15 protein-coding genes and 1 pseudogene are annotated in these 24167 nt (G+C 38.5%); 12 read left to right on the top strand and 4 right to left on the bottom strand.

Annotated elements, in window-relative coordinates; genetic code table 11:
- Positions 1 to 244 precede the first annotated feature (244 nt).
- Positions 245 to 1390 carry a WG repeat-containing protein gene (locus tag J2Y38_RS22520; protein WP_309847093.1) on the bottom strand — a complete coding sequence of 382 codons (1146 nt, stop codon included), beginning with the start codon at positions 1388 to 1390 and terminating at the stop codon, positions 245 to 247.
- Between the two features lie 181 nt (positions 1391 to 1571).
- On the bottom strand, positions 1572 to 1865 hold the full coding sequence (locus J2Y38_RS22515) for a hypothetical protein (RefSeq protein ID WP_309847090.1): 294 nt from the start codon (positions 1863 to 1865) through the stop codon (positions 1572 to 1574).
- Between the two features lie 299 nt (positions 1866 to 2164).
- Between J2Y38_RS22515 and J2Y38_RS22510 the strand changes: the two genes are divergently transcribed.
- The 4 genes from J2Y38_RS22510 (at position 2165) to J2Y38_RS22495 (ending at position 6458) form a co-directional block, all read left to right on the top strand.
- Positions 2165 to 2554: a plasmid mobilization protein gene (locus J2Y38_RS22510; protein WP_309847088.1), complete on the top strand. Its 390-nt coding sequence runs from the start codon at positions 2165 to 2167 to the stop codon at positions 2552 to 2554.
- Complete coding sequence (locus tag J2Y38_RS22505; protein WP_309847086.1) at positions 2542 to 3807, top strand: relaxase/mobilization nuclease domain-containing protein; 1266 nt, start codon at positions 2542 to 2544, stop codon at positions 3805 to 3807. The genes J2Y38_RS22510 and J2Y38_RS22505 overlap by 13 nt, the downstream gene beginning before the upstream one ends.
- 31 nt (positions 3808 to 3838) lie before the next feature.
- On the top strand, positions 3839 to 5815 hold the full coding sequence (gene mobC, locus J2Y38_RS22500) for a conjugal transfer protein MobC (RefSeq protein WP_309847084.1): 1977 nt from the start codon (positions 3839 to 3841) through the stop codon (positions 5813 to 5815).
- Between the two features lie 115 nt (positions 5816 to 5930).
- Positions 5931 to 6458, top strand: coding sequence for a GNAT family N-acetyltransferase (locus J2Y38_RS22495; protein ID WP_309847082.1), 528 nt, complete (start codon positions 5931 to 5933; stop codon positions 6456 to 6458).
- A gap of 185 nt (positions 6459 to 6643) precedes the next feature.
- Here J2Y38_RS22495 and J2Y38_RS22490 read toward each other — a convergent pair whose 3' ends face one another.
- Complete coding sequence (locus tag J2Y38_RS22490; protein ID WP_309847078.1) at positions 6644 to 6928, bottom strand: hypothetical protein; 285 nt, start codon at positions 6926 to 6928, stop codon at positions 6644 to 6646.
- A 246-nt stretch (positions 6929 to 7174) separates the two neighbouring features.
- Here J2Y38_RS22490 and J2Y38_RS22485 point away from each other — a divergent pair, with 246 nt between their 5' ends.
- Positions 7175 to 7438 (top strand): hypothetical protein, encoded by a 264-nt coding sequence (locus J2Y38_RS22485; RefSeq protein ID WP_309847076.1) that lies wholly within the window; start codon positions 7175 to 7177, stop codon positions 7436 to 7438.
- A 191-nt stretch (positions 7439 to 7629) separates the two neighbouring features.
- Here the strand turns inward: J2Y38_RS22485 and J2Y38_RS22480 are convergent, their stop codons facing one another.
- Positions 7630 to 11688: a T9SS type B sorting domain-containing protein gene (locus tag J2Y38_RS22480; RefSeq protein ID WP_309847074.1), complete on the bottom strand. Its 4059-nt coding sequence runs from the start codon at positions 11686 to 11688 to the stop codon at positions 7630 to 7632.
- Between the two features lie 284 nt (positions 11689 to 11972).
- On the opposite strand from J2Y38_RS22480, the gene J2Y38_RS22475 reads away from it, so the two are divergent.
- The 7 genes and pseudogenes from J2Y38_RS22475 to J2Y38_RS22440 all read left to right on the top strand — a co-directional run bounded on the left by J2Y38_RS22475 (position 11973) and on the right by J2Y38_RS22440 (position 23668).
- Positions 11973 to 13634 (top strand): T9SS type A sorting domain-containing protein, encoded by a 1662-nt coding sequence (locus tag J2Y38_RS22475; protein ID WP_309847073.1) that lies wholly within the window; start codon positions 11973 to 11975, stop codon positions 13632 to 13634.
- A gap of 13 nt (positions 13635 to 13647) precedes the next feature.
- On the top strand, positions 13648 to 16986 hold the full coding sequence (locus J2Y38_RS22470) for a hypothetical protein (RefSeq protein WP_309847070.1): 3339 nt from the start codon (positions 13648 to 13650) through the stop codon (positions 16984 to 16986).
- An 11-nt stretch (positions 16987 to 16997) separates the two neighbouring features.
- Positions 16998 to 21164, top strand: a complete 4167-nt coding sequence (locus tag J2Y38_RS22465) for a DUF6443 domain-containing protein (RefSeq protein WP_309847067.1) — start codon at positions 16998 to 17000, stop codon at positions 21162 to 21164.
- A 4-nt stretch (positions 21165 to 21168) separates the two neighbouring features.
- Complete coding sequence (locus J2Y38_RS22460; protein WP_309847064.1) at positions 21169 to 21516, top strand: hypothetical protein; 348 nt, start codon at positions 21169 to 21171, stop codon at positions 21514 to 21516.
- 190 nt (positions 21517 to 21706) lie between these two features.
- Positions 21707 to 22360: pseudogene (locus J2Y38_RS24595) on the top strand (IS1 family transposase).
- A 64-nt stretch (positions 22361 to 22424) separates the two neighbouring features.
- Positions 22425 to 23237 carry a DUF4329 domain-containing protein gene (locus tag J2Y38_RS22445; RefSeq protein ID WP_309847338.1) on the top strand — a complete coding sequence of 271 codons (813 nt, stop codon included), beginning with the start codon at positions 22425 to 22427 and terminating at the stop codon, positions 23235 to 23237.
- 62 nt (positions 23238 to 23299) lie between these two features.
- Positions 23300 to 23668: a YbbC/YhhH family protein gene (locus tag J2Y38_RS22440; RefSeq protein WP_309847057.1), complete on the top strand. Its 369-nt coding sequence runs from the start codon at positions 23300 to 23302 to the stop codon at positions 23666 to 23668.
- The last annotated feature ends 499 nt before the right edge of the window (positions 23669 to 24167 follow it).

Below are 24167 nucleotides of genomic sequence, written 5' to 3'. Positions count from 1 at the left end.
GTAAGTTTATTGGAAAATCCTGTAAGCCAAAGTTCATTATGCCGTTGTAAATTTGTATAGATACTGGTAATGCTGCTGTTTAAATCAGTCAGAAAATAACAGGGGACCGGCGGGGTTCGTCTGGAGGTTCTGTCCCAAATGATTTAGTTAGTTACCGCATACCATTTCAGGCAACCGCCGGCCGCCGAAGACTCCCTTTTTAGGGAGTTTTTTTCGTTTAACGGCATAGTCTTCCGGCAGAGCGCTAAAAATGTATCGTAAGGGCATTCTCGATATCGAGGATTTCATAATTGTCAGACTGTCTGTTGCAGAATATGATCCTGTCCTGGTACATGTGATAGTATTTATAGACAGGCTTTACAATGATTTCGTTTTTGGAATTGATAAGTCCAAAGAGCCCATCCTTGGCACACCAGACTCCGTCCTCCTGTTCGCCCTGATAATAATACATCAGTCCTGCTGGGTTGATCACAAATAAATCATTCTTAAAGGTGTGTCCGATCCAGTTGTATTGAACAGGGATAACGAGGTTTCCCTGATGATCAAAAATGCCCCATTTTCCGCCATCCAGAGTATAATAACATGCAGCAGCTTCTGCTTCGTCCGATTCATAGCCATGACCCGATACCGCGTTTCTTTTTTCGTATACCAGAATAAACTTTTCTCCTTTGGAAATAAGGTCATAAAGCGGGGGAATTATAATATTGAAATGCTCATCCAGCAGTCCCTGACTGCCGATCATAGCTGTGTCATCTGCATAGCCGCTGTAGAATACCCCGATATCGTAAACCGTATAAAAGGACTGACTGTTTGCAAAATTAACCAGTCCGTATTCAAGGGTTTGAAGCAGCAGTCCGTTCTGGTCGTAGATCCAATACATACTGCCTTCCATATCTTCATCTTTTTCGTTATCGATCTGTTCTCTGGCTTTGAAAATTTTCAGGGTTTTATTGTATTCAATTTCTCTGAATTTTAGAGGGATGATGATCTCAAATTTGGAATTAAGGATACCCTCGTAATCATCAATAGCGGCCAGATAGCTGTTTTCATTGATGTCCCTTAGGGAATCATAGACGGCAGGAACCAATACCTCGAAATTCTCATTGAGCACACCTGTCCGGGTGGTCTTGAAGCCGTCGGGCTTATCTCTCAGCCCGCTGAAAAAAAGGATGTTTCTTTTAGTCTGGGAATGATGGATTGAGTAGTATTTATGGGTATCTATCAGTATTTCTGCCGTTTCCGAAACTTTCAGCACTCTTGTTCCGGCACCCTGATCATTATAGAGATTAAGTACAACGAATCCTCTGGTATTGCGGAATCCAAAAAACTCCCCGTATTTAAGATTGAGTTTATGGCAGATGAGATCAAAAATCTCCCGGGTCTGCTGCATTTCAGTCTGTCTTTCTTCAAGGCTTTTACTTCTTCTGGGCTCATAGGGTATTGGAATGGTTATTCAAAAATAGCATAAAAAAACCAATGGAATTAATCTTCCAAAAACAATAAAACAATCCGTCTTTTAGAAATAAAAAAGCCGTTAAAACTTTTGTTAACGGCTTTCTGTTTTCTTTTTTTTACCTTTTTTTCCCTGCTCCCAGACTGGCAAGTTTTTCGCTCAGTTCGGTAAGACCGGCCCTGCTGAGACAGTCCGCTGAAAGCTGTTTTAATTCGTTAATATTTTCTTCTGCAGTGCGCTGCAGCAGCACGGAAGGGCTGCCTTCATTTTCCAGCAGGCCGCGCTCGATTACATGGTGCAGCAGCAGCACATTTTTTCGTGAAATCTTCAGATCAATCCTCACCGGTTCATTCATGCCCGGGATACTCAGTATGGTATCAAAAACCTGGGCGGCATCATTTTCTGTCAGCATAATTCAGTTGTTTTTAAATTAATAATTGGATCTTCAAAGATAGGCAGAAGCTTTAAAAACACCCCGTTCAAAATATGGACGGGATAGGAGCAATCCGTCTGCCTTTTCTACTTTCGCTGTCAGGATCCTGTAAAAATGGATTTTTTGGATAATTGCTTTAAAGAAGCGGTAAGACTGCCCCGTTCCTGCAGTCGGCCAGATGTCCGTTTGTTTAACAAACGCATCCGGCTGCCCTTTGCTCGGAACTCGCCGGCAGTGAAACCGAAAGAAAAGAGTTTAAAAAATGAAAGGGAAAGAAGATGGGAAAAGAAATTTTAAACAGAACCCGCATTGCGGCGGTGCGCTTTACCGCCGCGGAATATGCTGCGCTTGAAAGAAGATGCAAAACTACCACCTGCAGGCAGATGAGCGAATACCTAAGGAACTGCCTTTTGCATCAACCGGTGACCGTCAGACACCGGGACGCCTCGCTGGATGAATTTATGCTCGAGTTCATCCGTGTTCGAAAGGAGCTCAGTGCCCTGGGAAACAACTTCAACCAGACCGTAAAAAAGCTGCATACCCTGCAGCAGACCCCGGAGTTCAGGCAGTGGATTTTGGATACCCGGGCACAGCGGGAAACATTGCTGCTTGAGGTGGAGGAAATCCGCAAGATGACAGCGAAAATAACCCAGAAATGGTTGCAGTGATAAAGACCGGGCATTCGGTGCAGCGTGTTTTAAGCTACAATGAAAACAAGGTGAAAGAAGGAACAGCCCAGTGCATCGGGGAAGGCAATTATCCTGCTGCTGTACAGGACATGAACCCGTCCATGAAATGCAGCAGGCTGGTGCAGCAGAATGCCCTGAACGCAAATGTAAAAAGCAACAGTGTGCACATCTCACTGAACTTTCATCCTTCCGAAAAGTATTCCAATGAAAAGCTGCTGCAGATAGCCGATGCCTATATGGAAAAAATTGGTTTCGGGCAGCAGCCCTACCTGGTCTACCGGCATGATGATGCGGGGCATCCGCACATCCATCTGGTTTCCATTAAAGTCAGGGAAGACGGCTCCCGCATTGACATGCAGAACATAGGGAAAAACCAGTCGGAAAAAGCCAGGAAAGAAATCGAAAAAGACTTTAACCTGGTAAGGGCAGAAGGCAGGAAACCCGAAGATACTGCTCTGGTAAAGCCGCTTGCTGTGAATAAAGTTTCCTATGGCAGAACAGAATCCAAAAAAGCCATGGCAGGGGTGCTGCAGTCCGTGCTTCTGCATTACAAATACGGCTCACTGGCGGAGCTCAATGCCGTATTGCAGCTTTACCATATTAAGGCGGACAGGGGCAGCGGGGATTCGAGGATTTTTAAGAGTGGGGGGCTGGTCTACCGCATACTGGATACCGATGGGAAAGCCGCAGGAGTTCCGATCAAGGCCAGTGATTTTGCCATCAAGCCGACCCTTGCTTTTCTGGAACGCCGTTATGCGCTGAACAGCGGTGAAAAGAGCTTTGAAAAGAAGCGGATACGAAGCGCAGTGGATACTGTTTTTCTGCGTAAAAATAGGGAGATGGGGCAGCTGGTTTCCCTGCTTCAGAAAGAAGGAATAGCTATGGTGCTGCGAAAGAGTGATACCGGACAGCTTTACGGTATTACCTATGTGGATCATGTGACCCGGTGCGTTTTGAATGGCAGCGCTTTGGGGAAAAATTACAGTGCCAAAGGTTTGCTGGAACGCTGTGGTGCTGGTTTGAAAACAGGAGATACTGTAGAGGTTAGAAAAGCTTCTTATCAGGATTTTAAAGGGTGCCGGCAGACGGCTTTTGAAAGCGATTCATCCGGTATTGTAAGCAAAGGCACGGAGGCGCTTTTCAAGCCCGAGCACCAGGCCGATTATGTGCCTGCGGCACTGAAACGAAAACGCAGCAGAAAAAAGAAAAGAGGCCGTACGGACCTGAATTAAAAGAAAAAAATAATACTAAAATACTGAAGCCATGCAGACGGGAGAAAATGAACAGGCGCTGAGAAAAATAGTGGACATGACACGGCTGATCAGCATCCTGCTGCTGCTGGGACACTGCTACTATTATGGTTACGGGGCTTTTAAATTATGGAACCTTACAGGGGAGCTCGGGGATAAGATGCTGCAGGGGGTATACCGGACAGGACTGTTCGGAAATTTTTATATTTCCAAGCTTGCGGCGCTTGGTTTTCTATTACTATCGCTGCTTGGGGCGAAGGGGAGAAAGGATGAAAAGCTCGGGTTCAAAACGGCGCTTTATAAAATAGTTTCAGGAGCAGCGCTGTATTTTCTGAGCGGGATTTTCCTGATCATCGTTTCGTCTTTTCTGTATGCAGCGGTGCTGTATATGATCGTGACTGGTTTGGGATTTCTGCTGGTGCTCTCGGGAGGGACTCTGCTGTCAAGGCTCATTAAAAACAGGCTGGGCCCCGGAGATATTTTCAACAGCGAGAACGAAACCTTTCCCCAGGAGGAACGGCTGCTGGAAAATGAGTATTCGGTTAACCTGCCTACGCGTTATTACCTGAAAAAGAAGCTTCGCCCGGGCTGGATCAACATTATCAATCCGTTCCGCGGCCTGATGGTCCTGGGAACGCCCGGATCGGGGAAATCCTATTTTGTCATCCGTCATGTCATCACCCAGCATATTGCCAAGGGATTCAGCATGTTTGTCTATGATTTCAAATACGATGACCTGTCTAAGATTGTCTACAACACCTTTGAGAAATACAAGCATATGTATAAAGTGATGCCCAAATGTTACTTTATTAATTTTGATACCATCATGCACCGCTGTAATCCTTTGGACCCGCAGAGCATGGAAGATATTACCGATGCTTCGGAATCCGCACGGACTATTCTGATGGGACTTAACCGGGAATGGATCAAGCGCCAGGGGGACTTTTTTGTCGAGTCGCCGATCAATTTTTTATCGGCCGTGATCTGGTATCTGAGACGTTACAAAGACGGGGAGTTCTGCACCCTGCCGCATGTCATCGAGCTCATGCAGGCCGACTATGACAGTCTCTTTACCCTGCTGCGCACCGATAAGGAAATTGAGGTGCTCATCAATCCTTTTATCAATGCCTATCTCAACGATGCCATGGAGCAGCTCGAGGGACAGATTGCCTCGGCTAAAATAGCCATGGCAAGGCTCTCTTCCCCGCAGCTGTATTATGTGCTGTCGGGAAATGATTTTACCCTTGACATTAATAATCCTTTGGAGCCCAAAATTGTCTGCATGGGGAATAACCCGCAGAAGATCCAGATTTACGGGGCGGTTTTATCGCTGTATGTGAACCGGCTGATCAAACTGGTGAACCAAAAAGGAAAGCTCAAATCGAGTCTTATTTTTGATGAATTCCCGACCCTTTATCTCAACAACATGGACAGCCTGATTGCCACGGCAAGAAGCAATAAGGTAAGCACCTGCTTAGGGGTGCAGGACTTCAGCCAGCTGCGAAAAGACTACGGGCGGGAGCAGGCCGATGTGATCCTGAACATCACCGGAAATATCATCTCAGGGCAGGTGGCAGGGGATACGGCCAGACAGCTCTCGGAGCGTTTTGGGAAGATCATGCAGGAGCGCGAGAGCATTTCCATTAACAGTTCGGATACCTCTCTGAGCCGTTCCAGACAGCTCGAATCCGCCGTGCCGCCTTCGAAGATTTCATCACTGAGTTCCGGGGAATTTGTGGGGATGACAGCTGATGATCCGCAGTGCCGCATCCGGCTAAAAGCATTCCACGCGGAGATTGTAAACGATCATGAGGCGCTGCACAGAGAGGAACAGGGGTATAAAGAAATACCGCCTGTGCGCAGACTGGATAATGCCATGATCCAGCAGAATTACAGCCAGGTCAAACAGGATGTGCAGGATATCATCTGCAGCGAAATGGAGCGGTTATTGAATGATCCGGCGCTGGGGCATCTCATTATAAAGAAGTAAAGCTTTACGGCCCCCTATTGGCTTTGGCAATTATAGTCGTTTAGGATTTATTTTTTATACTTAATTTTACGTTTTTAATTCCGAAACGGTCAAAATTCAAAAAATAGTTAACAGCATGATACAGGAACCCGGTTACAAAATTTGTTCAGTAGAGGATATCCCGCAGATTTTGGAGGTATATAAACAGTCCTACAGGGAGCATTATACCTATTTATGGACCGATAATGGTGAAAATTATATGAACTCCAGCTTTACGGTAGAAAAAATAACCTCGGAAATGAATGAGGCCCAAAGCCGCTTTTATCTCATTTATGATCAGGAATCACCTGCGGGCATATTAAAAATTAATAATAATAAAGCTGTAGACGGAAAGAAAGACAGCGATGCTTTGGAAATCGAGAGGCTGTATTTTCTAAAAGAAGCCGCGGGGAAAGGTTTGGGAAAATCTGCTCTTAAAATGGTGTTGGATCTTGCCGCTGTTGAAAACAAAAAGACAATCTGGCTCAAAGCAATGAAGTGCGCAGATGCGGTAAAGTTTTATGAAAAGCAGGATTTTGGAGTGACAGCTGAAATGGATTTGTCATATCCTTTTATAAAAGATGAATTTAAAAGGATGGTTGTAATGCAGAGACCTGTCAGCTGATTTTATGCTGCAGGGTCTTTTTAATTTGTGATCTGGCAGCTATTTGATTTTTATTGCCCAATAGGGGTTTTACGGGTGTGCATTTATATAGGTGAAAGCAGTTTGTCTTATTTTGTAATCTTTCAGGGATTATACATCTGTAGCCAGCAGGAACGAATATTATTTTTAAATGAATGGGCAGTTTATTAATTACAAAGCAGGGTACTACGCACTTTAATCAGGCCCTTTATCGTGATAGTACTGCGGTCGGTGCTTGAATTTAAAAAGATATCACCCTGGTCATCAAGAACGATTAAAACCTCCAGTACTCTTGCCTGGTTTTTTCTTTCAACTGAGGATTGATCTGTAAAAGGCACGGGACTGTTTACAGCCGGAATAACAAGACTTGTCAGCTCTTCTAAAGTACAGCCCTCTGTGTCCCTATGGGCAAGTATCTGTAAAATTTTTGTAGAAATCGATGATGGTTCCATGAAATAATGGCTTTTACCTATATACGAGAAGGGACTTATTTTGGTTTTTATAGCAGCGTGTTTTATTGGATATATCAAAAAAGATTGTTTTTGACAGGGAAAATTCAATTGCAGGCAGAACACGATTTGGGCCTAAACTTGGCGGAAGGTGGACAACACAAACATAGCGGACAAATGGAAAGTTTAACAATTAGGCAGGGCATCAGGAAATATTCGGTGTTGATATGTTGAGTCATTTCCGTTATTTTGATCGTAACAGCAGCCTTGGTTTATCCCGACGGCTCGCTGTTTGACAAAAAATCCATAGGCTTTGGCTGGTCAGAAAACTTCCTGAGCAGTCTGTTTGCGGCACAAGCGATCAATGGTTCGGAGAACCCCGGCAGGGTTTGGGCAGTTATTGGAATGGCATTCCCGGTTTCTTTCTTTCTTTCTTTCTTTCTTTCTTTCTTTCTTTCTTTCTTTCTTTCTTTCTTTCGCCCTTTGGGACTTACAGTCTTCCGCATCCTTTAACTGCCGCTTGAGCTGTTGTTTGTTTTTTGTGACTGTTAGTTAGTTTTTTTCTTTTCTTCAAGATGGTTTTCAGTATTGTTTTGGCCGGTGACGCGGAGGTTTGGTGGAGAGGGCGTTTATTTGAATGGGAGGATTAATTAATGTTTTTTAAGGTTTTGGTTAGAGTCCTGCTTCCGCTAATAAACGCATATTTATCGTTTTAAACTAAAATGACTTTTAAATTCGGATCCGTTAAAACGAGTTACAACAAACCAATAATCTGAAGAAGGCTGATCTTGACCATTATAAGTTCCGTCCCAGGCAGTATTGGGAAGCAGTTCTTTTATTAATTTTCCATAGCGGTCAAAAATTCTTACCAAAGAATGCGGAGCTAAATACAAAGGGTTGATAGTCCATGTATCATTATATCCATCATTGTTTGGTGTGAAGAATTTTGGGAAGGGAAGCTCTTCTGCAGGCGAAAGACAATCTGCAGCTGCAGCGGGTAAGATTTGTACCTTTATTGGAATTCTTTGACTTTCACAATTATTGGCTGTCTGGGAAGCATAATAGGTCATGCCGTTCCCAAGGGGAAATGATTGTGATAATGTTGCTTTATCAGATATAGAGTTGTACCATTTTATATTTTGGCCTGCAATTTTTATGCTGCTTATCGCTGCATTGTCCTGTGTACAGAAATTCTGAAATTCATCGGCAATTGGGGGCTGCGTATGCAGAATTTTTATATTAACGGCCAGTTTTGAACTCTCACAGTTATCAATGGTCTGAGTTGCATAATAAATACGGTTTTCAAGAATTGTCGTATTATTCAAAGCAGTTTGTGCCGCGGGGCTGTCATACCATTTTATGTTTTCCCCCTTAATTGCAATATTGGATATAGCGGCATTTTCATTCATGCAGAAGAACTGCTGCATATCTGCTTGGGGCAGGGCAGTATTGTCTACACTTACTAAAACAGCAAGTCTGCCGCTTTCACATCCTAAAGTTTGAGAAACATAGTAAGTTGTATTGTTTTGGATTAAAGTATTGTCCGGTAAAGGAACTGCAGATGTATTAGACTCATACCAATTTAAATTTATCCCATCAATACTAATGCTGCTTAGGCGTGGATTTTCACTTTTACAAAACTTTGGGTTTTGATTTCCAGCAGGCGCTGCCGGCGTGTTTTGAATAACAGCTTTAACAGCTATTCGTTCGCTTTCACAAGAATTAATAGTCTGTGATGCATAATAAATTCTGCCATTCTGGAGTAAAGTCGAATTTGATAGAGCATTTCCTGCTGTTAATGCATCATACCATTTTATATTTTCTCCGATAACAGCTATATTTTCTATTGCAGGGTTTTGTCCTGAACAAAAAAACTGATCTGCATCCCCGCTTGGCAAAGCTGTATTTTGAACTTTTATTAAAATAGGAATTCTATTACTCTCGCATCCATTTACAGACTGGGATGCATAATAAGTTTTGCCGTCTTCAAGCAGGGTATTGTCTGGTAAAAGTGCTCCTGCTGTGGACGTATCGTACCATTTTATGTTTTGTCCTGTAATTGCGATACTGTGTAGAGCGGCATTTTCCTGAGAGCAGAAACTTGGTGGAGAATCTAACGCGGGTAATGGCGGAGCGTTAATGATAACGGTTTGATTTTGGGTCGAAGTATTTCCATTTCCATCATTATAATTCCAAATGACAGTGTAATTGCCAGGTAGTGCATAGGATAAGGGGCTTGTTGTCGTTCCTGTAATTATTCCTGCACAAAGGTCTGCCGCAGTAGGAATTGTATTTATGGCAGTATGGCAGTCTCCGATAATAACGGGTAAAATTGCTATGGAAGGAACAGGCGGGTGATTATCTCCTGCAGTTACAGTGACTTTTAATTCATTACTGCATATGTCATTGCCGGTAATCCTGCAGGTATACTCACCGCTGTTTAATTCCACAGCATTTACTATAACAGGATTTTGTTCATTTGATGTGAAACCATTTGGTCCTGTCCAGGCATAATTTGTTCCTCCGGAAGCTTTAAGTTCCAAGGTTTTTCCAATGCAGACTGGTGAGTTACTTGTTATCGATGCATTTGATTGGCAATCCTGAAATTTTACCAGAAATGCATCCCCGGAATTAAATTGTGTATTATTAAAATGATTTGGCTGATGCGTACCCGCAGTAGCTATATTTGTCAAGCTTTGAGTAGTGCCGGCCAAATAGATATTATTGTCTTGATCTAAAGCTGTTGTAACAGCGTTATCTGCAGCTTCACCGCTAAAATAAGTAGCCCACTTCCTCTCTCCATTGGTGCTTAATTTTACCAGATAGGAGTCTGTACCGGAAGCATTATTCACCGGAAATTCCTGATATGCATTAGGTGTAGAGGAGAATCCTGATTTTACTCTTCCGGTAAAATAAACAGAACCATCTTTAGATACAGAGCCCCCTATAACCTCCGGATAAAAATAGGACCCCCAGATTTTAAAACCATTCGGACTAAATTTAATAATGCAGCCATTGCTGTCACTATTATTTGTAAAATAATTTTCCTGGAATACCCCTGGAGTACTCATTTCCGCTGTACTTTGAGTCTGGCCAAAACAATACAAATTATCGCTGGAGTCTATTCCAAGGTCATGAAAAAAATCCATTTGTGTTCCGCCAAAGTAAGTTCCCCAAATACGGTTTCCGCCATTGTCAAATTTGACCAGAAAACCATCAAAATCGGAATTTAAACTCGTTTCTTTGTAAGAGTTCGGGGTAGAAATATTAGCAGTACTGTATGTTAATCCCAAAAATATTACATTACCATTGGAGTCTAACTTTGAATCATAAATGGCATCACTGCCGGTGCCGCCGTAATAAGTGCCCCACTGCCTAACCCCATCTTTATTAAATTTAGCCATAAAAGCATCATTATTGGTCAAACTTCCCGGATTGGGCTGGTGGGATCCGCTTGTTGATATATTCTCCGGACTGAATGTACTGCCCGAAACGTATATATTTTCATTGGCATCAACTATAATGCTTCTAATTTCGTCATTATTGCTGCCGCCATAATAAGTTCCCCATTCTCTGGCCCCATCCTTGTTGAATTTTGCCAGAAAGCCGTCATAGTAACTGCCGTTTATCTGTTGGTGGCTTCCTGGTGTTGCTATATTTTCAGTACTGATTGAGCTTCCGGCAATATAAACATTGTCATTATCTGAAACAACAATTTTAAAAATATTGTCTTCTCTGCTCCCTCCATAATAAGTTGCCCACACTCTTGTCCCATCTGGATTAAATTTGGCAAAAAAACTGTCATAACTGCTTTGCGGGGGTGAGGCAAATGTATTTTGGTGTGCTCCATTTGAAGCTATATTTGTAAAGCTCAAAGTGGTTCCTGACAGATAAACATATCCATTTTTAGTAAAAACATAAGTAGCATAATCAAATTCTTCCCCGCCATAATATGTTCCCCACAAACGAATGGGTACCGGATCAATAACTACAGTTTTACCCGAAACAAGATCAGGAGTTTCAAAACCGTAAACATTATTTTTTATTTTTTTATATTTAACAGTAATTTCTTTTTTCTTAGTTCTCTCTTCTGTCCAGCTTGCGGGCAGTGTTTCCTCCATTTTGCCAAAACAAACATTCATCTGAATATTGTTATTATCCAGATTTGTTTCTGCACCGTCAAATTTTAACCGTATATCTGAAAATTTTCCATTTGGATGTACAATAAAATTATATTCAACTGTTTTTTTAGGATCGGCCGGGACTGTGAAAACCACGTCAATATTGGGGTAAATATTTTTGTATGTTACCTGTTTATAGCAGTGTACCTGCATAATCCCTTCAGGTTTGTCAGTTATGTTAAAATAATTTGTAAAATCTTTGGTCTCTTCATCAGCAATTAATTCTACTTTAGAATTTGAATTTTCAAAGTCAATGTCTATTCTGTGGAACTTATATTCTGAGATGTATTCCGGTTTTGTCTGTTCATCCTTTTCAGGTAAATCGTAAGGCAGTTTTTTCGATAGCTGCACAAATGGAGCCGGTCTTTTCTTTACCTCATAGATGTCATAAGAAAATCCATTTTTTCTTAATTGAACATTTAATCCGCCAGAGGTTAATAAATATTTTACAGCCTTATTAGGCCTGCCTTTTTGAGTGATAATCTGGCCTTTATTTTCCTGAAAACCTATAGATTGATTTTGAGTCTGGGAAAATACAGGGATAAGAAAATGCAGCAATAAAAAAAGTAAAATTCGTTTCATAAGTAAGTTTAAAAACCTGGCAAATGTAATTAAATATCTACAAAACAAATACGTAAACTTTCTATATGAATCTGAAAAAAAATATTTCTCCAATTAAATTTAAACCCTGCTGTTTTCCATTTCAGCCGATAGCCTGCAGAGAATTTTATCTCAATTTTCTATGTTTATAATTTGATAAAATTAACAGTATTGTTCTGCTGCTTAGCAAAGATTTACAGAATGCGGAATCCCGTAAAAATTTAAATATTATTTTATCTAGATTTGCTGCCAAATTAAAACGGCTTATGAAAAAACTGTACTTATTATCCTTAATTCTTTTACCCTTTTTTATTTACTCCCAAGATATCCTTTGGGAAAAATCGTATGGCGGTATACATGCCGACTATCTTTTTGATGCCCAGCCTACAGCAGATTATGGGTTCATTCTGGCAGGAAGTTCTGTATCTGATAAAACAGGAAACAAAACAGAAGATAATCATGGAGATTTAGATTACTGGATCTGGAAAATGAGTGAAAAAGGAGAGTTAGAATGGCAGAAAAGCATTGGAGGAAATGGTTTTGATCTTCTTCAAAGTATTAAAAACACAAATGATGGTGGATTTATCCTTGCAGGAACTTCCAGTTCAGGAAATAGTTTTCAGAAAAAAGAAGAATCTAAAGGGCTGAGTGATTTTTGGGTCATAAAACTAGATGCTTCGGGTACTGAACAGTGGCAGAGAACTATTGGAGGAGACGGCCAGGATGAACTTGTATGTGCTTTTCAGACTAAAGACGGAGGCTATATTCTGGGAGGGTCATCCAGTTCCAGTCCGTCTTCAATTTCAAATAATAAAATAGATGAAAAAATTACTGCTTCAGCTAAAACAGACTTATACAGTAAATCTGAAAAAAGCCGAGGTAATATGGATTACTGGATAGTAAAACTGGACAGAAAAGGTGTTATTGAATGGCAGAAAACATATGGTGGAGAGTATGCTGAATTATTACGAAGCATGGAGCAGACTTCTGATAACGGCTATATTCTGGCAGGATATTCCACTTCTCCAATATCGGGAGACAAAACAGAAGCAGCTAACGGTTCCGGAGATTACTGGATTGTAAAGCTGAATGATTCGGGAGCAATAGAGTGGCAGAAAACGTATGGAGCAGAAGGTGATGACCAGCCGTATGTCATTCACCAGACTGCAGAGGGCGGTTATATTGCCGGGGGAAATTCCAACAGCACGGGTGCCTTAACTTCACTGGGTGGAATTGTGGGCAACGGGACAGATTTTTGGGTATTAAGGCTTGATACCGAAGGAGGAGTTTTATGGAGTAAAACATTCGATTTTGGTAAAGTAGATATTCTAACATCTCTGGTGGAGAATAACGATCACACTTATTTAATCGGCGGTCACGCAAAAACAGAAACCAGACAGTCTTTAATCGGCGATCTGGCTAAAAAAGCGGGTGTTGGTAAAGAAAAAGACGGTATTAATGATTATATCGCTTTGAAAATAGATGACAAGGGAGAAGAACTCTGGAACAAAACCGTGGGAAGTAACGGAGAGGATATTCTAAGAAAACTCGTTGAGACCAGAGATGGAGGCTACTTAATGGCAGGGACTTCAAATTCGACTTCCTCAAAAGATAAAAATTCTAATATTGGCGGAAATGATTTTTGGGTTGTAAAATTGAAAGACAAAACAAAGGTTGAGAAAGTGAAAGCCAGTATTGAGGCAATTCCTAATCCGGCAGTTACCTATACCAATGTTGTTGTTGGTTATGATTTTACAGAAGGTACAGCGACAGTTGTCGATATTCTGGGCAGAAATCTACAGCATTTTAGCATAAACAGCAGAACTGTTCCCGTTAATTTGAGTGGTTATGCTGAAGGAATTTATATCATAAAAATTCAGACAGATGTCAAGACAGAGTCGGTGAAAGTAATTAAAACAGTTAAATAGAAAAACTATCATAATGCATAAATTAAGTTTAAAGAATTTTATTAAGTATTCATGTTATATATTCTTTGCTTTTATTTCTATAAAAGCTTTGGCACAAAATGAAAAACCAAGTTCGTATTTTCCAAATGTAGTACCGCCGCCGCCTAATAGTGCCACTTTAGGAAGGTATGGTCAAGTACCTTTGAATCAATTTACTGGTAATGCACATATTTCAATTCCATTATTAGATTTAAAATCAAACAGCTTGTCACTTCCAATTTCATTGTCATATTGTTCAGATGGGATCAAAGTAGATCAATATGAATCTAATGTCGGGATGGGATGGGCATTGAATGCCGGAGGTGTTGTAACAAGACAGGTACAAGATTACCCGGATAATTATAATGGTAGAATGCCGAAACCTAATGCGGCAATTGATTCAAGTACAATGGAAACTTTTTTGAATGAGGCTTCATTAGGAGAACAGGTTGATACCCAGCCAGACATTTTTAGTTATAACATGAACGGTATATGCGGCAAGTTTTTTTTAGATAATAATAACAATCCAGTTGAGATGGAACCTTCAGGATTAAAAATTGAAATTACGCCGGATTTAATTGATTTGGGATTTGTTCCTACTGCTAACCCAGAAATAATTATTACTGATACAAAAGGAATTAAGTACTATTTTGGAGGATTAAACGCAGTAGAAACTAGTTCTACAAGAAGAATTTTTGTTGAAAATCCGGGTCCTCCATCTGACCCTATTAAAACTTCGTGGTATTTAACTAAAATTGAAAACCCTACTACCAAGAGCATAATTACATTGAGTTATGATACAAGGGTTGTGTCCTATATAACCAGTAATGAACAAAGTTTAGAATATGTTTATGGATTTGCAGGAGTTAGATTAACTTCAGCATTATATAATTATCAAAGCACTTCCCGTTTAAATGAATCTCTTTTGAAAGAAATTACAACAGTTAACAGCAAGGTGTCTTTTGTATATAGCCAGCGATTTGCAGACCCTGAGTTTCCATTATCAAAAATTGATGAAATAATATATACTACACTTCCAGGTTCTGTAATAAAAAAAATCAAGTTAGATTATGATCAATATTCAGGAAATACTTTTTCCAATACTTACAATCAATCCTTTGCATACTTCCAAAAGAGGTTTTTTCTTAGACAAGTTAATGAATTTAGTACCGAAAGCGAACCAGTAACACACAAATTTGAGTATTATTCTCCTGAAAAACTTCCTGCAAGGTTTAGTTTTGCACAAGATAATTATGGTGTTTTTAATGGGAAGAATAACACCAGTTTAATTTCTGATGAAATTCCTATTTTTAATTCGGTACTTCAGGCCGTTCCAGGTGGAAAACTAGCAGACAGAAAACCAGATGGTAATTTTGGATATTATGGTTTGCTAAAGAAAGTAATTTATCCTACAAAAGGATCGACAACTATAGAATATGAACCGCATGTTTTAGGGAAAATAAATGTTCCTGTTAATGCTGTAAAAAGCTCATTTAGTTTAAGTGTATCAACCGTTAATGAACAATTTAATAATTCATCTACAAGTACTATCCATTCCTCAATGCAGCAAAAAATCAGGATAAATGGCAGCGTCGTAAACAATATAGATCAGTGTACAGAGGCAGAAAACCCTTTTCCTCTTCGGGCGGAGGTAGTAATAACTGATCTATCCACTAATCTTCCTGTTCCGTTTTATAAAAAAGGATCAAATCAGGATGATTCTTCCTTAATAGCAAATTACTATACATTTTATAAAACCCAAAGTGTTACCGAAGACACTTTTACTCTGGAAGCAAATAAGGACTATTCAGTTAAAATATCTTTGATTAAACCCTGCATGTTTGGGGGTGTTTTTTTTGATTACTACAGCCAGCCGATAACCTATCAGGAGATTGAAAAAGAAATTGGTGGGCAGAGAATTAAATCAATTACTAAGAATAACAACATAAATGGAATAATAGAAAAAGAAAGATATTATTACAGACCTTATAATTGTGCTGCCTGCCAGAGCGGAAGTTATATTAATATGGCACCTATTGCATATGTAAAAAACATTGAAAGAAGTAATCCATGTGAATATCCGTCGCAGCGTATATTATATTCTGTTGGAAGTTCAAATCTTGCCCGATTATATTCTGCGCAAAATGCTCAATTTGCCTATGGATATGTAACTAAAAGTTATGGCGATAATTTTGAAAACGGAGGAGAAGAATTTCAGTATGAAATAATTCAGGATGGATTACCTCTGCCAACTTTGGGGGCTATGGATAAAACAACACCTTTTATAAATGGTTTCGGATCAGGAAGATTATTGTCTCATAAAGTTTTAAATAAAGTATTAAAGGTTGTAAAGGAAAGCACTAATACTTACTATCATGATCTTGCAAAAGATATATCAATAAATGGATATAATGCCTTTATGGGTACACTTGGTTATGCAAAGGTAGGTACTGGTACTGAAGCTGTATGCGGACTTCAACTTAATTGGATAAATTATACTTTGAATGAATATTCCACTCGTTCGCAATGGCATTATTTAAGTCAGTCAATTGAAAAACAGTATGATATAAATGGACAGAATCCTGTTACAACCACTAAAACTTATAATTATAGTAATGCAAACCATCTGCAGTTAACTGCACAAACTGTAAAGAATTCAAAAGGAGAAGATTTACAAACCAGATATTATTATGCAAAAGATCCCGAAATGGCCAATAAACCATTTGTAACGGAATTAATCAATGCTAATATTATTGGAGTTCCGTTAGATACACAAACTTATAATGGAGCTTCAACCAAATTGTCAGAACAATTGACAGTTTATGATAAAAGTATATCAACAAATAATTTATTACTGCCAAAATCTATTTATGCAGCTAAATTTCCAAATGCATTCCCTACAGTTCTAATAGATAAAAATTTAGAGAAAAAAATCACTTTTGATCAGTATGATGATAAAGGTAATATACTGCAGTATACTCAGGAGAGCGGTATTTCGGTTGCTCTTATCTGGGGGTATAACAAAACCCAGCCAATAGCAAAAATAGAAAATGCGACTTATAGTGAAGTTTCTTCTTATGCTGCTAATCTGCAGACTAAGTCAGATACAGGAACAGAGGCTGATTTAATAACTGCACTCACCGCTTTACGAACCGCGCTGCCGGCCAAAATGGTAACAACATTTACATATCTGCCACTTATCGGGGTAAGTACCATTACAGATCCAAAAGGAAGTATAACAACTTATCTATACGATACTTACAACAGACTGAAAGTTGTAAAAGATAATTCAGGTAAAATTATTTCAGAAAACCTTTACCATTATCAAAACTAATAAGCCATAAAATGAGAAAAAGAATACTATTTATATTATTATTTCAATTGTCTGCTTTTAATGGCTATTCGCAGGATACTATTCCAATTCCTGAGCAGTCAGATTTATTGCCGGAAGCAGCAGCAGCAGTTGTTGATCCGGGCGAAGGCGACCCGACGGGATATCAATGGAATCGTGACTTTGATAAAGATACCTTTGGAGATCCAAATGATTATGTATTCAGTCAGACGAAACCTAATGGTTATGTAGCAAATCCACTAGATTGTAATGATAATGATGCCACAATAAACCCTAATACAGTTTGGTACAGGGACATTGATGGGGATGGCTTTGGTGCTTCAGCTGCAACTGCCCAAAGCTGTACCCAGCCGACAGGATATGTTAGAAATAATACCGATTGTAATGATGCAGATGCAGCCCTAAATCCTAATACTACCTGGTATCGTGATGCCGATGGTGATGGTTACGGAGCCACTACTCCTACACTAAAGCAATGTACACAGCCGGCAGGTTATGTAAGAAACTCATCTGATTACAATGATACGACAGTTAATATTACAAATATTGCACCATCAACATTTTACAGAGATGCCGATGGAGATACTTTCGGAAATCCAGCAGTTTCAGTTTATTATAGTGCGAAACCAACAGGATATATTATAAACAATACCGATTGTAATGATGCTGATGCTGCTATAAATCCGAATACAAAATGGTATGCTGATAATGATCTGGACGGATTAGGAGATCCGGCAAGTTTTGTAACGCAGTGTGCAACCCCTGCGGGTAATTATGTGCGAAATAATTCCGATAACTGTCCTGCGATTAAAGGTACTAATGCAGATTGTTCCCTGCTTACTGCACCATCTGCAGACAGGAATTATATTATCACCAAAACCTATAAGCAGCCGCTTGGAGCTATTGTAGATGTGCCTACTTTAGATCAGGTATCTCAAAGTATCACCTATTTTGACGGCTTAGGCAGACCAATACAGCAGATTGCTAATAAACAGTCTTCTTCATCAAAAGATATCATCACAAATATTAGTTATGATAATTTTGGAAGGCAGATTAAAGAATTTTTACCATATGAGGCTTCATCAGTTAATATGTCATTTGAACCCAATGCAGAAATAAATACTGCAAGTTTTTATAATACAGCTAAATATGAAAACACAGCCAACGCTTTTTCAGAAAAAAGTTTAGAATCTTCTCCATTAAACAGAGTGCTAAAACAAGCAGCACCGGGAACTCCGTGGGTGATGGGAGGCGGTCATGAAATTAAATTAGATTACCAGACCAATACAGCCAGCGAAGTAAAATTGTATAAAGCAGCAACAACTTGGACAGCAGCCTCAGGCTTATATGAAACTACATTTTCAGATGCCGGAAATTATGCAGTAAGTGAATTGTACAAGACTATAACCTACGATGAAAATACAGCAGCAGCCCCAACAGAAACTGCCAGATCTACGGTAGAATTTAAAAACAAAGAAGGGCAGGTTATTTTAAAAAGAACATACGATTCAGAATCAAAACATGATACCTATTATGTGTATGATGTTTATGGAAACCTGACTTATATACTTCCGCCAAAAGTAGACGGAGCAACGGTTACAGCCGATGTTTTAAATGGAATTTGCTATCAATACAAATATGATAGTAGAAACCGTCTGGTAGAAAAAAAACTTCCAGGAAAACAATGGGAATTTATTGTATACGATAAGCTGGACAGACCAGTAGCAACAGGTCCGGCTTTTTCACCTTTTAAAGACGATGCTTCTGTTGGGTGGATTATTACCAAATACGATGTTTACGGCAGGCCAATTTATACGGGCTGGAGCAGTCAGGCGGTAAGTTCTGCGGCAAGGTTTACACTGCAGGGAAATCAAAACACAGCAGCTGCTTTGTATGAAGACAAAGCAGCAACTACTATAGATGGTGTTGCCACAAATTATAAAAATACAATTGCGCCAACTACTTTTAAGCTCTTAACGGTTAATTATTATGATGATTATACTTTTACAGGTGCGCAAGCAGCACCAACAACAATTATAGGGCAAACGGTATTAACCAATGTAAAAGGACTGCCAACCGGAAGCTGGACAAGGGCATTAAGCACGGCAGCATCTATTGCAGGGGAAACAGCCACTACTTTTTATGACACTAAAGGCAGAGCTGTAAGCACTTATATTAAAAATCATTTGGGCGGTGTAAGCCATACCGATAATGAAATTGACTTTACAGGCAAAACACTGACGACCCAGACAGAACACCAGCGATTAAGCGGCGGTGTCAAAATAAATACCGAAGATAAATTCACGTATTCTCAACAGGACCGCCTGCTCACGCATACTCATAAAATAGGAGCAGGAACAGCACAGCTTATGGCTGCCAATACTTATGATGCTTTAGGACAGTTAATGAGTAAAAATGTAGGGAATAGTACAGGAGCGCCTTTGCAGAAAGTAGATTATAATTATAATATCAGGGGATGGCTTACCGAGATTAACAAAACAGCAGGTCTGCAGCAGGGTACCGACCCAAAAGACCTTTTTACTTTTAAAATTAATTATAACACAACCCAGGCTGCTATAATTGGTGTTAACGGGCTGTATAATGGAAACATATCGGAAACTTTGTGGAGAACAGGATCAGATGATATAGAACGTGCTTACGGGTATCAATACGATAATCTAAACCGTTTAAAAAATGCGATTTATGAAAAAGCCGGTGCGACCACAAATGCGTATGACGAAAATTTAACCTACGATAAAAACGGAAATATCATGTCCCTGAAACGAAATGGAGACATTGACCCGCAGGTACAGCCTGTTTTACTCGATAACCTGGTTTATACTTATCCGGCAAACTCTAACCAGCTGAGCACCATTTTAGACAACGGCAATAACACCAGCGGTTTTCACGATTTTAATAAAACAGGCGATGATTACGGATATGATGCCAATGGAAACCTTGTTCTTGATAAAAACAAAAATATTACCACTATACAGTACAACCATCTCAATTTACCAAAGAAAATAATTTTTGGCACAGGAAATACAATTGAGTATATTTACAATGCAGCAGGGCAGAAACTAGAGAAGATAGTAACCGAAGGTACAACGGTAACAACCACCAATTATCTGGGAGGCTTTCAATATAAAAACGCTGTTTTGGAGTTTTTTCCAACGGCAGAGGGTTATGTTAAAAACGACAACGGTGTTTATTCTTATGTGTTTCAGTACAAAGACAACTTAGGAAATATTCGTTTAAGCTACGGCAAAAACCCGGCAACACAGGTTCTTGAAATTATCGAAGAGAATAATTATTATCCTTTTGGATTAAAACACAAAGGGTATAATATTGCAGCTGTTTCTACAAATCAAGCGGGCAAGTATAAGTACAACGGGAAAGAGCTCCAAGACGAGTTACAGCTTAATGTTTACGATTATGGAGCACGTAATTATGACCCAGCACTTGGAAGATGGATGAATATTGACCCGCTAGCAGAACAGATGAGAAGATTTAGTCCTTACAATTATGCTTTCAATAATCCTCTCAGATTTACTGACCCAGATGGTATGTCACCCGATGATATAATTTTGACTTTTCAAAATGATGCAGCTAAAACAGCTTATGAAAGTACTGTAAATAAAGCATTGGGAGATTCTTATAAAATAAATATCGACGCTAACGGAAGTGTATCAATTGCTTCTACAGGAGTTCAGGGGGTTATGACAGAACAGCAACAAGCATTTTACAATGAATATAGTGCTGTTGTGGATAGTCCATACATTGTGACCCAAACTGTAATGGAGCGAAGTGTCGATACTAATGTAGGAAGTTTTGCTACATCGAAAGTAGACATGGCAGATGTAAAAGCCTTTGATGATGCTGGCAAAGGTGGAACTACGAGTGCAGGTGCAATTATTCATGAAACAGTAGAGCAACATGAAAAAGTACAAATGGGGTTAAAGCCTGGTGAGACAGGTTCACGAGAAGATTTTACAGTTGCACACAATAAAGCATCAACCGCAGAAGATAAGGTTAATGGAAATAGAAGAGTAGGTGATGGGAATATTTTCATAGAAAAAGATAATAAAGTAACTAGACAAACTATAACACCAAATTTAAGTACTGGTCGAAATACTGTAACGAAACAAACTAGCAAATAAAAAAATGAATAAAAAAGTCTTAATAGTTTTGATAATATTTTCAATTTTAAATTCACAGTGCTCGAGTTTAAATAAGAATGAAAAGAAAGATTGTATAGAAAATGTTGAATTTAAAAATATTTTTATGTCACATATTTCTAACGTAGAAAATTATACTACACAAAAAGAATTTGATAAGAAAAAATTTAATGATGGGATTAAATTTTTATCAAAATATTGCCATGTATCAGAAGAAGAATTAATGAACTATGCAAATGAATATACCAATTCGATTGTATTTTACAAAGATAAAGAAGGTTGGTTAAAGTGGTATGAAGAAAATAAATGCAACAATATTCAATTTAAACAATAGTTATTTCAATAAAAGGTAGTGTTACAGATTAGGTGTTTTTATAATTTAACCACTTAACTAACTGAAAAAGAAGATTAAATTTTAATTATTGAATAAAAAAAGAGACGACTAGCAGGTTGTCTCTTTCATTTTTTGTCTTTTAATAAACCTTAAAATGCATTTACTTTACCTTAGTGTTTCAAATTAGGTCATGAAAATAAAATGTAATTTTTGCAATGGTAAATGCATAAAAAATGGATTTCAATCTAACGGAAATCAGCGTTATAAATGTTGTGTTTGTCAAAGAAGACAGCAGATTGACTATACAACGCCTACAAAAGGGATATCAATCAGGAGATAGTGTTGTTCACAAAAGAAGGACTAGGAATAAGAAGCACCGCAAGAATACTGAAAATATCTGCTACGACATTATTGAAGAATTATATCAATTGCCAGAAGTATTACCAAACCAATTATCAGCAGAGGCAAAACTTATGAAGTTGATGAGCTGTGCACGTATATCACACACAAGAAAAATTATATATGGGTGGTTTATGCTCTGGAAAAGAACTCTAAAAATGTGGTGAGTTTTAATGTTGGAAAACGAACCAATAAAACTCTAAATCGTGTTTTGGAAACTCTTAAATTATCAGAAGCTAAAAAGATATTTACAGACAGATTAAAAAACTACAAGTATCTGATTAATGAGAAAATGCATTCTACAAAGCGTTTTGGAACAAATCATATTGAAAGAAAGAATCTGACGCTCAGGACTCATTTAAAAAGATTAAACAGGCGGACAATCTGCTTCAGTAAAAGTTTATTGATTTTTACTGCTGTTTTGAAGATTTATTTTTGGATTTGAGCAATAAAAGAGTAAGTTTATCCTTTAAAATCATGTTCTTAAAAATTTATTATTTAACAGGTAAATACTTGTAAAAATAGTCGCAAACCCTTATAAGTATAAGTACCAAGGACAGGAGCGTCAGGACGAGCTGGGACTGAACTGGGACAGTTTTAAGTGGAGAAATTACGATCCAGCTATGGCACGGTTTATGAGTATTGATCCATTGACTGAAGATTATAATGACTGGGCACCATATGTGTTTAGTGGTAACAGAGTAGTTGATGCAAGAGAACTAGAAGGTTTAGAACCATATGTGTTATTTAATTCTGAAGAAGAGGCTGCTTTAAATTGGGGGCAACAGTATAATGGAAGATCAATTCGTGATTCAAGAGAATATGGATCAACAATTGGTAGAAAAAAAGTAAAAGGGAAATACAAATATTTATACGGACCACCAAAAATAAGTGAAAGCTCTCATTCAGTTTATCCAAGTCCTGCTCCTAAAGGAACAACGAGGGCTGCAGATATCCACAGTCATGGTTCATATGATCCAAAAATTGGATCATGGAATGATAGGTTTTCAGATGAAGATAAAGCAGGTAATAGGAAATCAGGAATTAATGGTTATCTTACAACTCCTAATGGAAATTTGTTAATATTTCTTCCAAATGGAGATGGCGAATTCATAATTAATAGTAATTTAGAAAATGATCGTAATGATCCTACTTCGCCTCCATCTGTAATGCCTGTGACGCCACTGACTCCAATGCCGATAGTGCCAAGTCCAACACCAAGTCCAACACCGATACCGGTAGTTATACCAGGACAGACACCAAAGCCACCAACTCATTTACCAAAGCCGCCAACTCATTTACCAAATCCACCACGTTTATAATAAAGAAGTTCTATGTCACTAGAGTTATAAAAAAAGAATATAAATTATTAAATTTGTAAATTATGAAAAAGATTTTTTTTTTAGTTTTTATATCTTTTCTGTTACTTGTAAGTTATAATGCAAGTGCACAAGAAAAGGATGAAAATAAGATCGTTTATAAAAGAATTGACACATATCCTGAGGATCCTCTTCCAAATGATTTAGTTCCTAATAAAGAGACAGCTATTAAAATTGCTGAAGCAATTTGGTTTCCAATTTACGGAAAGAAAATATATAACGAGAAACCATTTACAGCAGAACTTACAAATTCAGGTATTTGGATTGTGAAGGGAACTTTAAAAGATCTTAATCTTGGCGCTAAAGGAGGAGTTGCTTATATAGAAATACAAAAAAGTGATTGTAAAATATTAAAAATTCATCATGGAAAATAAGGGTAGTGTTTTAAAGTTAGTGATATGAGATTTTAGAATTCTAACTTTTTGAACTTGAATAAATTTTAGAAATAAATAATTTAAAGATGAGCGGTAATGCTCATCTTTTTTGTTTTAATATTGCCTTAAATAAGCTAAACTGATTAAAAATGTGGCATGGTGTTCCAAAGTTAGTGATGTATGAATTGGGTAATGTATCAGATGTGTTGGTGGTTAATTATTGCATCACACATTTACAAATTATCAATGGTTTATATTAATATCGCATAAAAATTTAAACAACCTTCGGGTTGTTTTTTTATTTTATAATGTTTTTTCAGGATGTTTATTTAGTCCTTATGTTTTCTATTCTGGCCGGTGAAGGAGACGCTGGCTGGAGCGGTTCGTTTATCTAATAGGAAGACTTAGTTAGTTAGTTAGTTAGTTAGTTAGTTAGTTAGTTAGTTAGTTAGTTAGTTAGTTAGTTAGTTAGTTAGTTAGTTAGTTAGTTAGTTAGTTA

This window comes from Flavobacterium sp. 2755, assembly GCF_031455715.1.
In the GTDB taxonomy this organism is placed as follows: Bacteria; Bacteroidota; Bacteroidia; order Flavobacteriales; family Flavobacteriaceae; genus Flavobacterium.
Note: the sequence above shows the minus strand (reverse complement) of the source record. Positions and strands in the feature narration are given on the sequence as shown.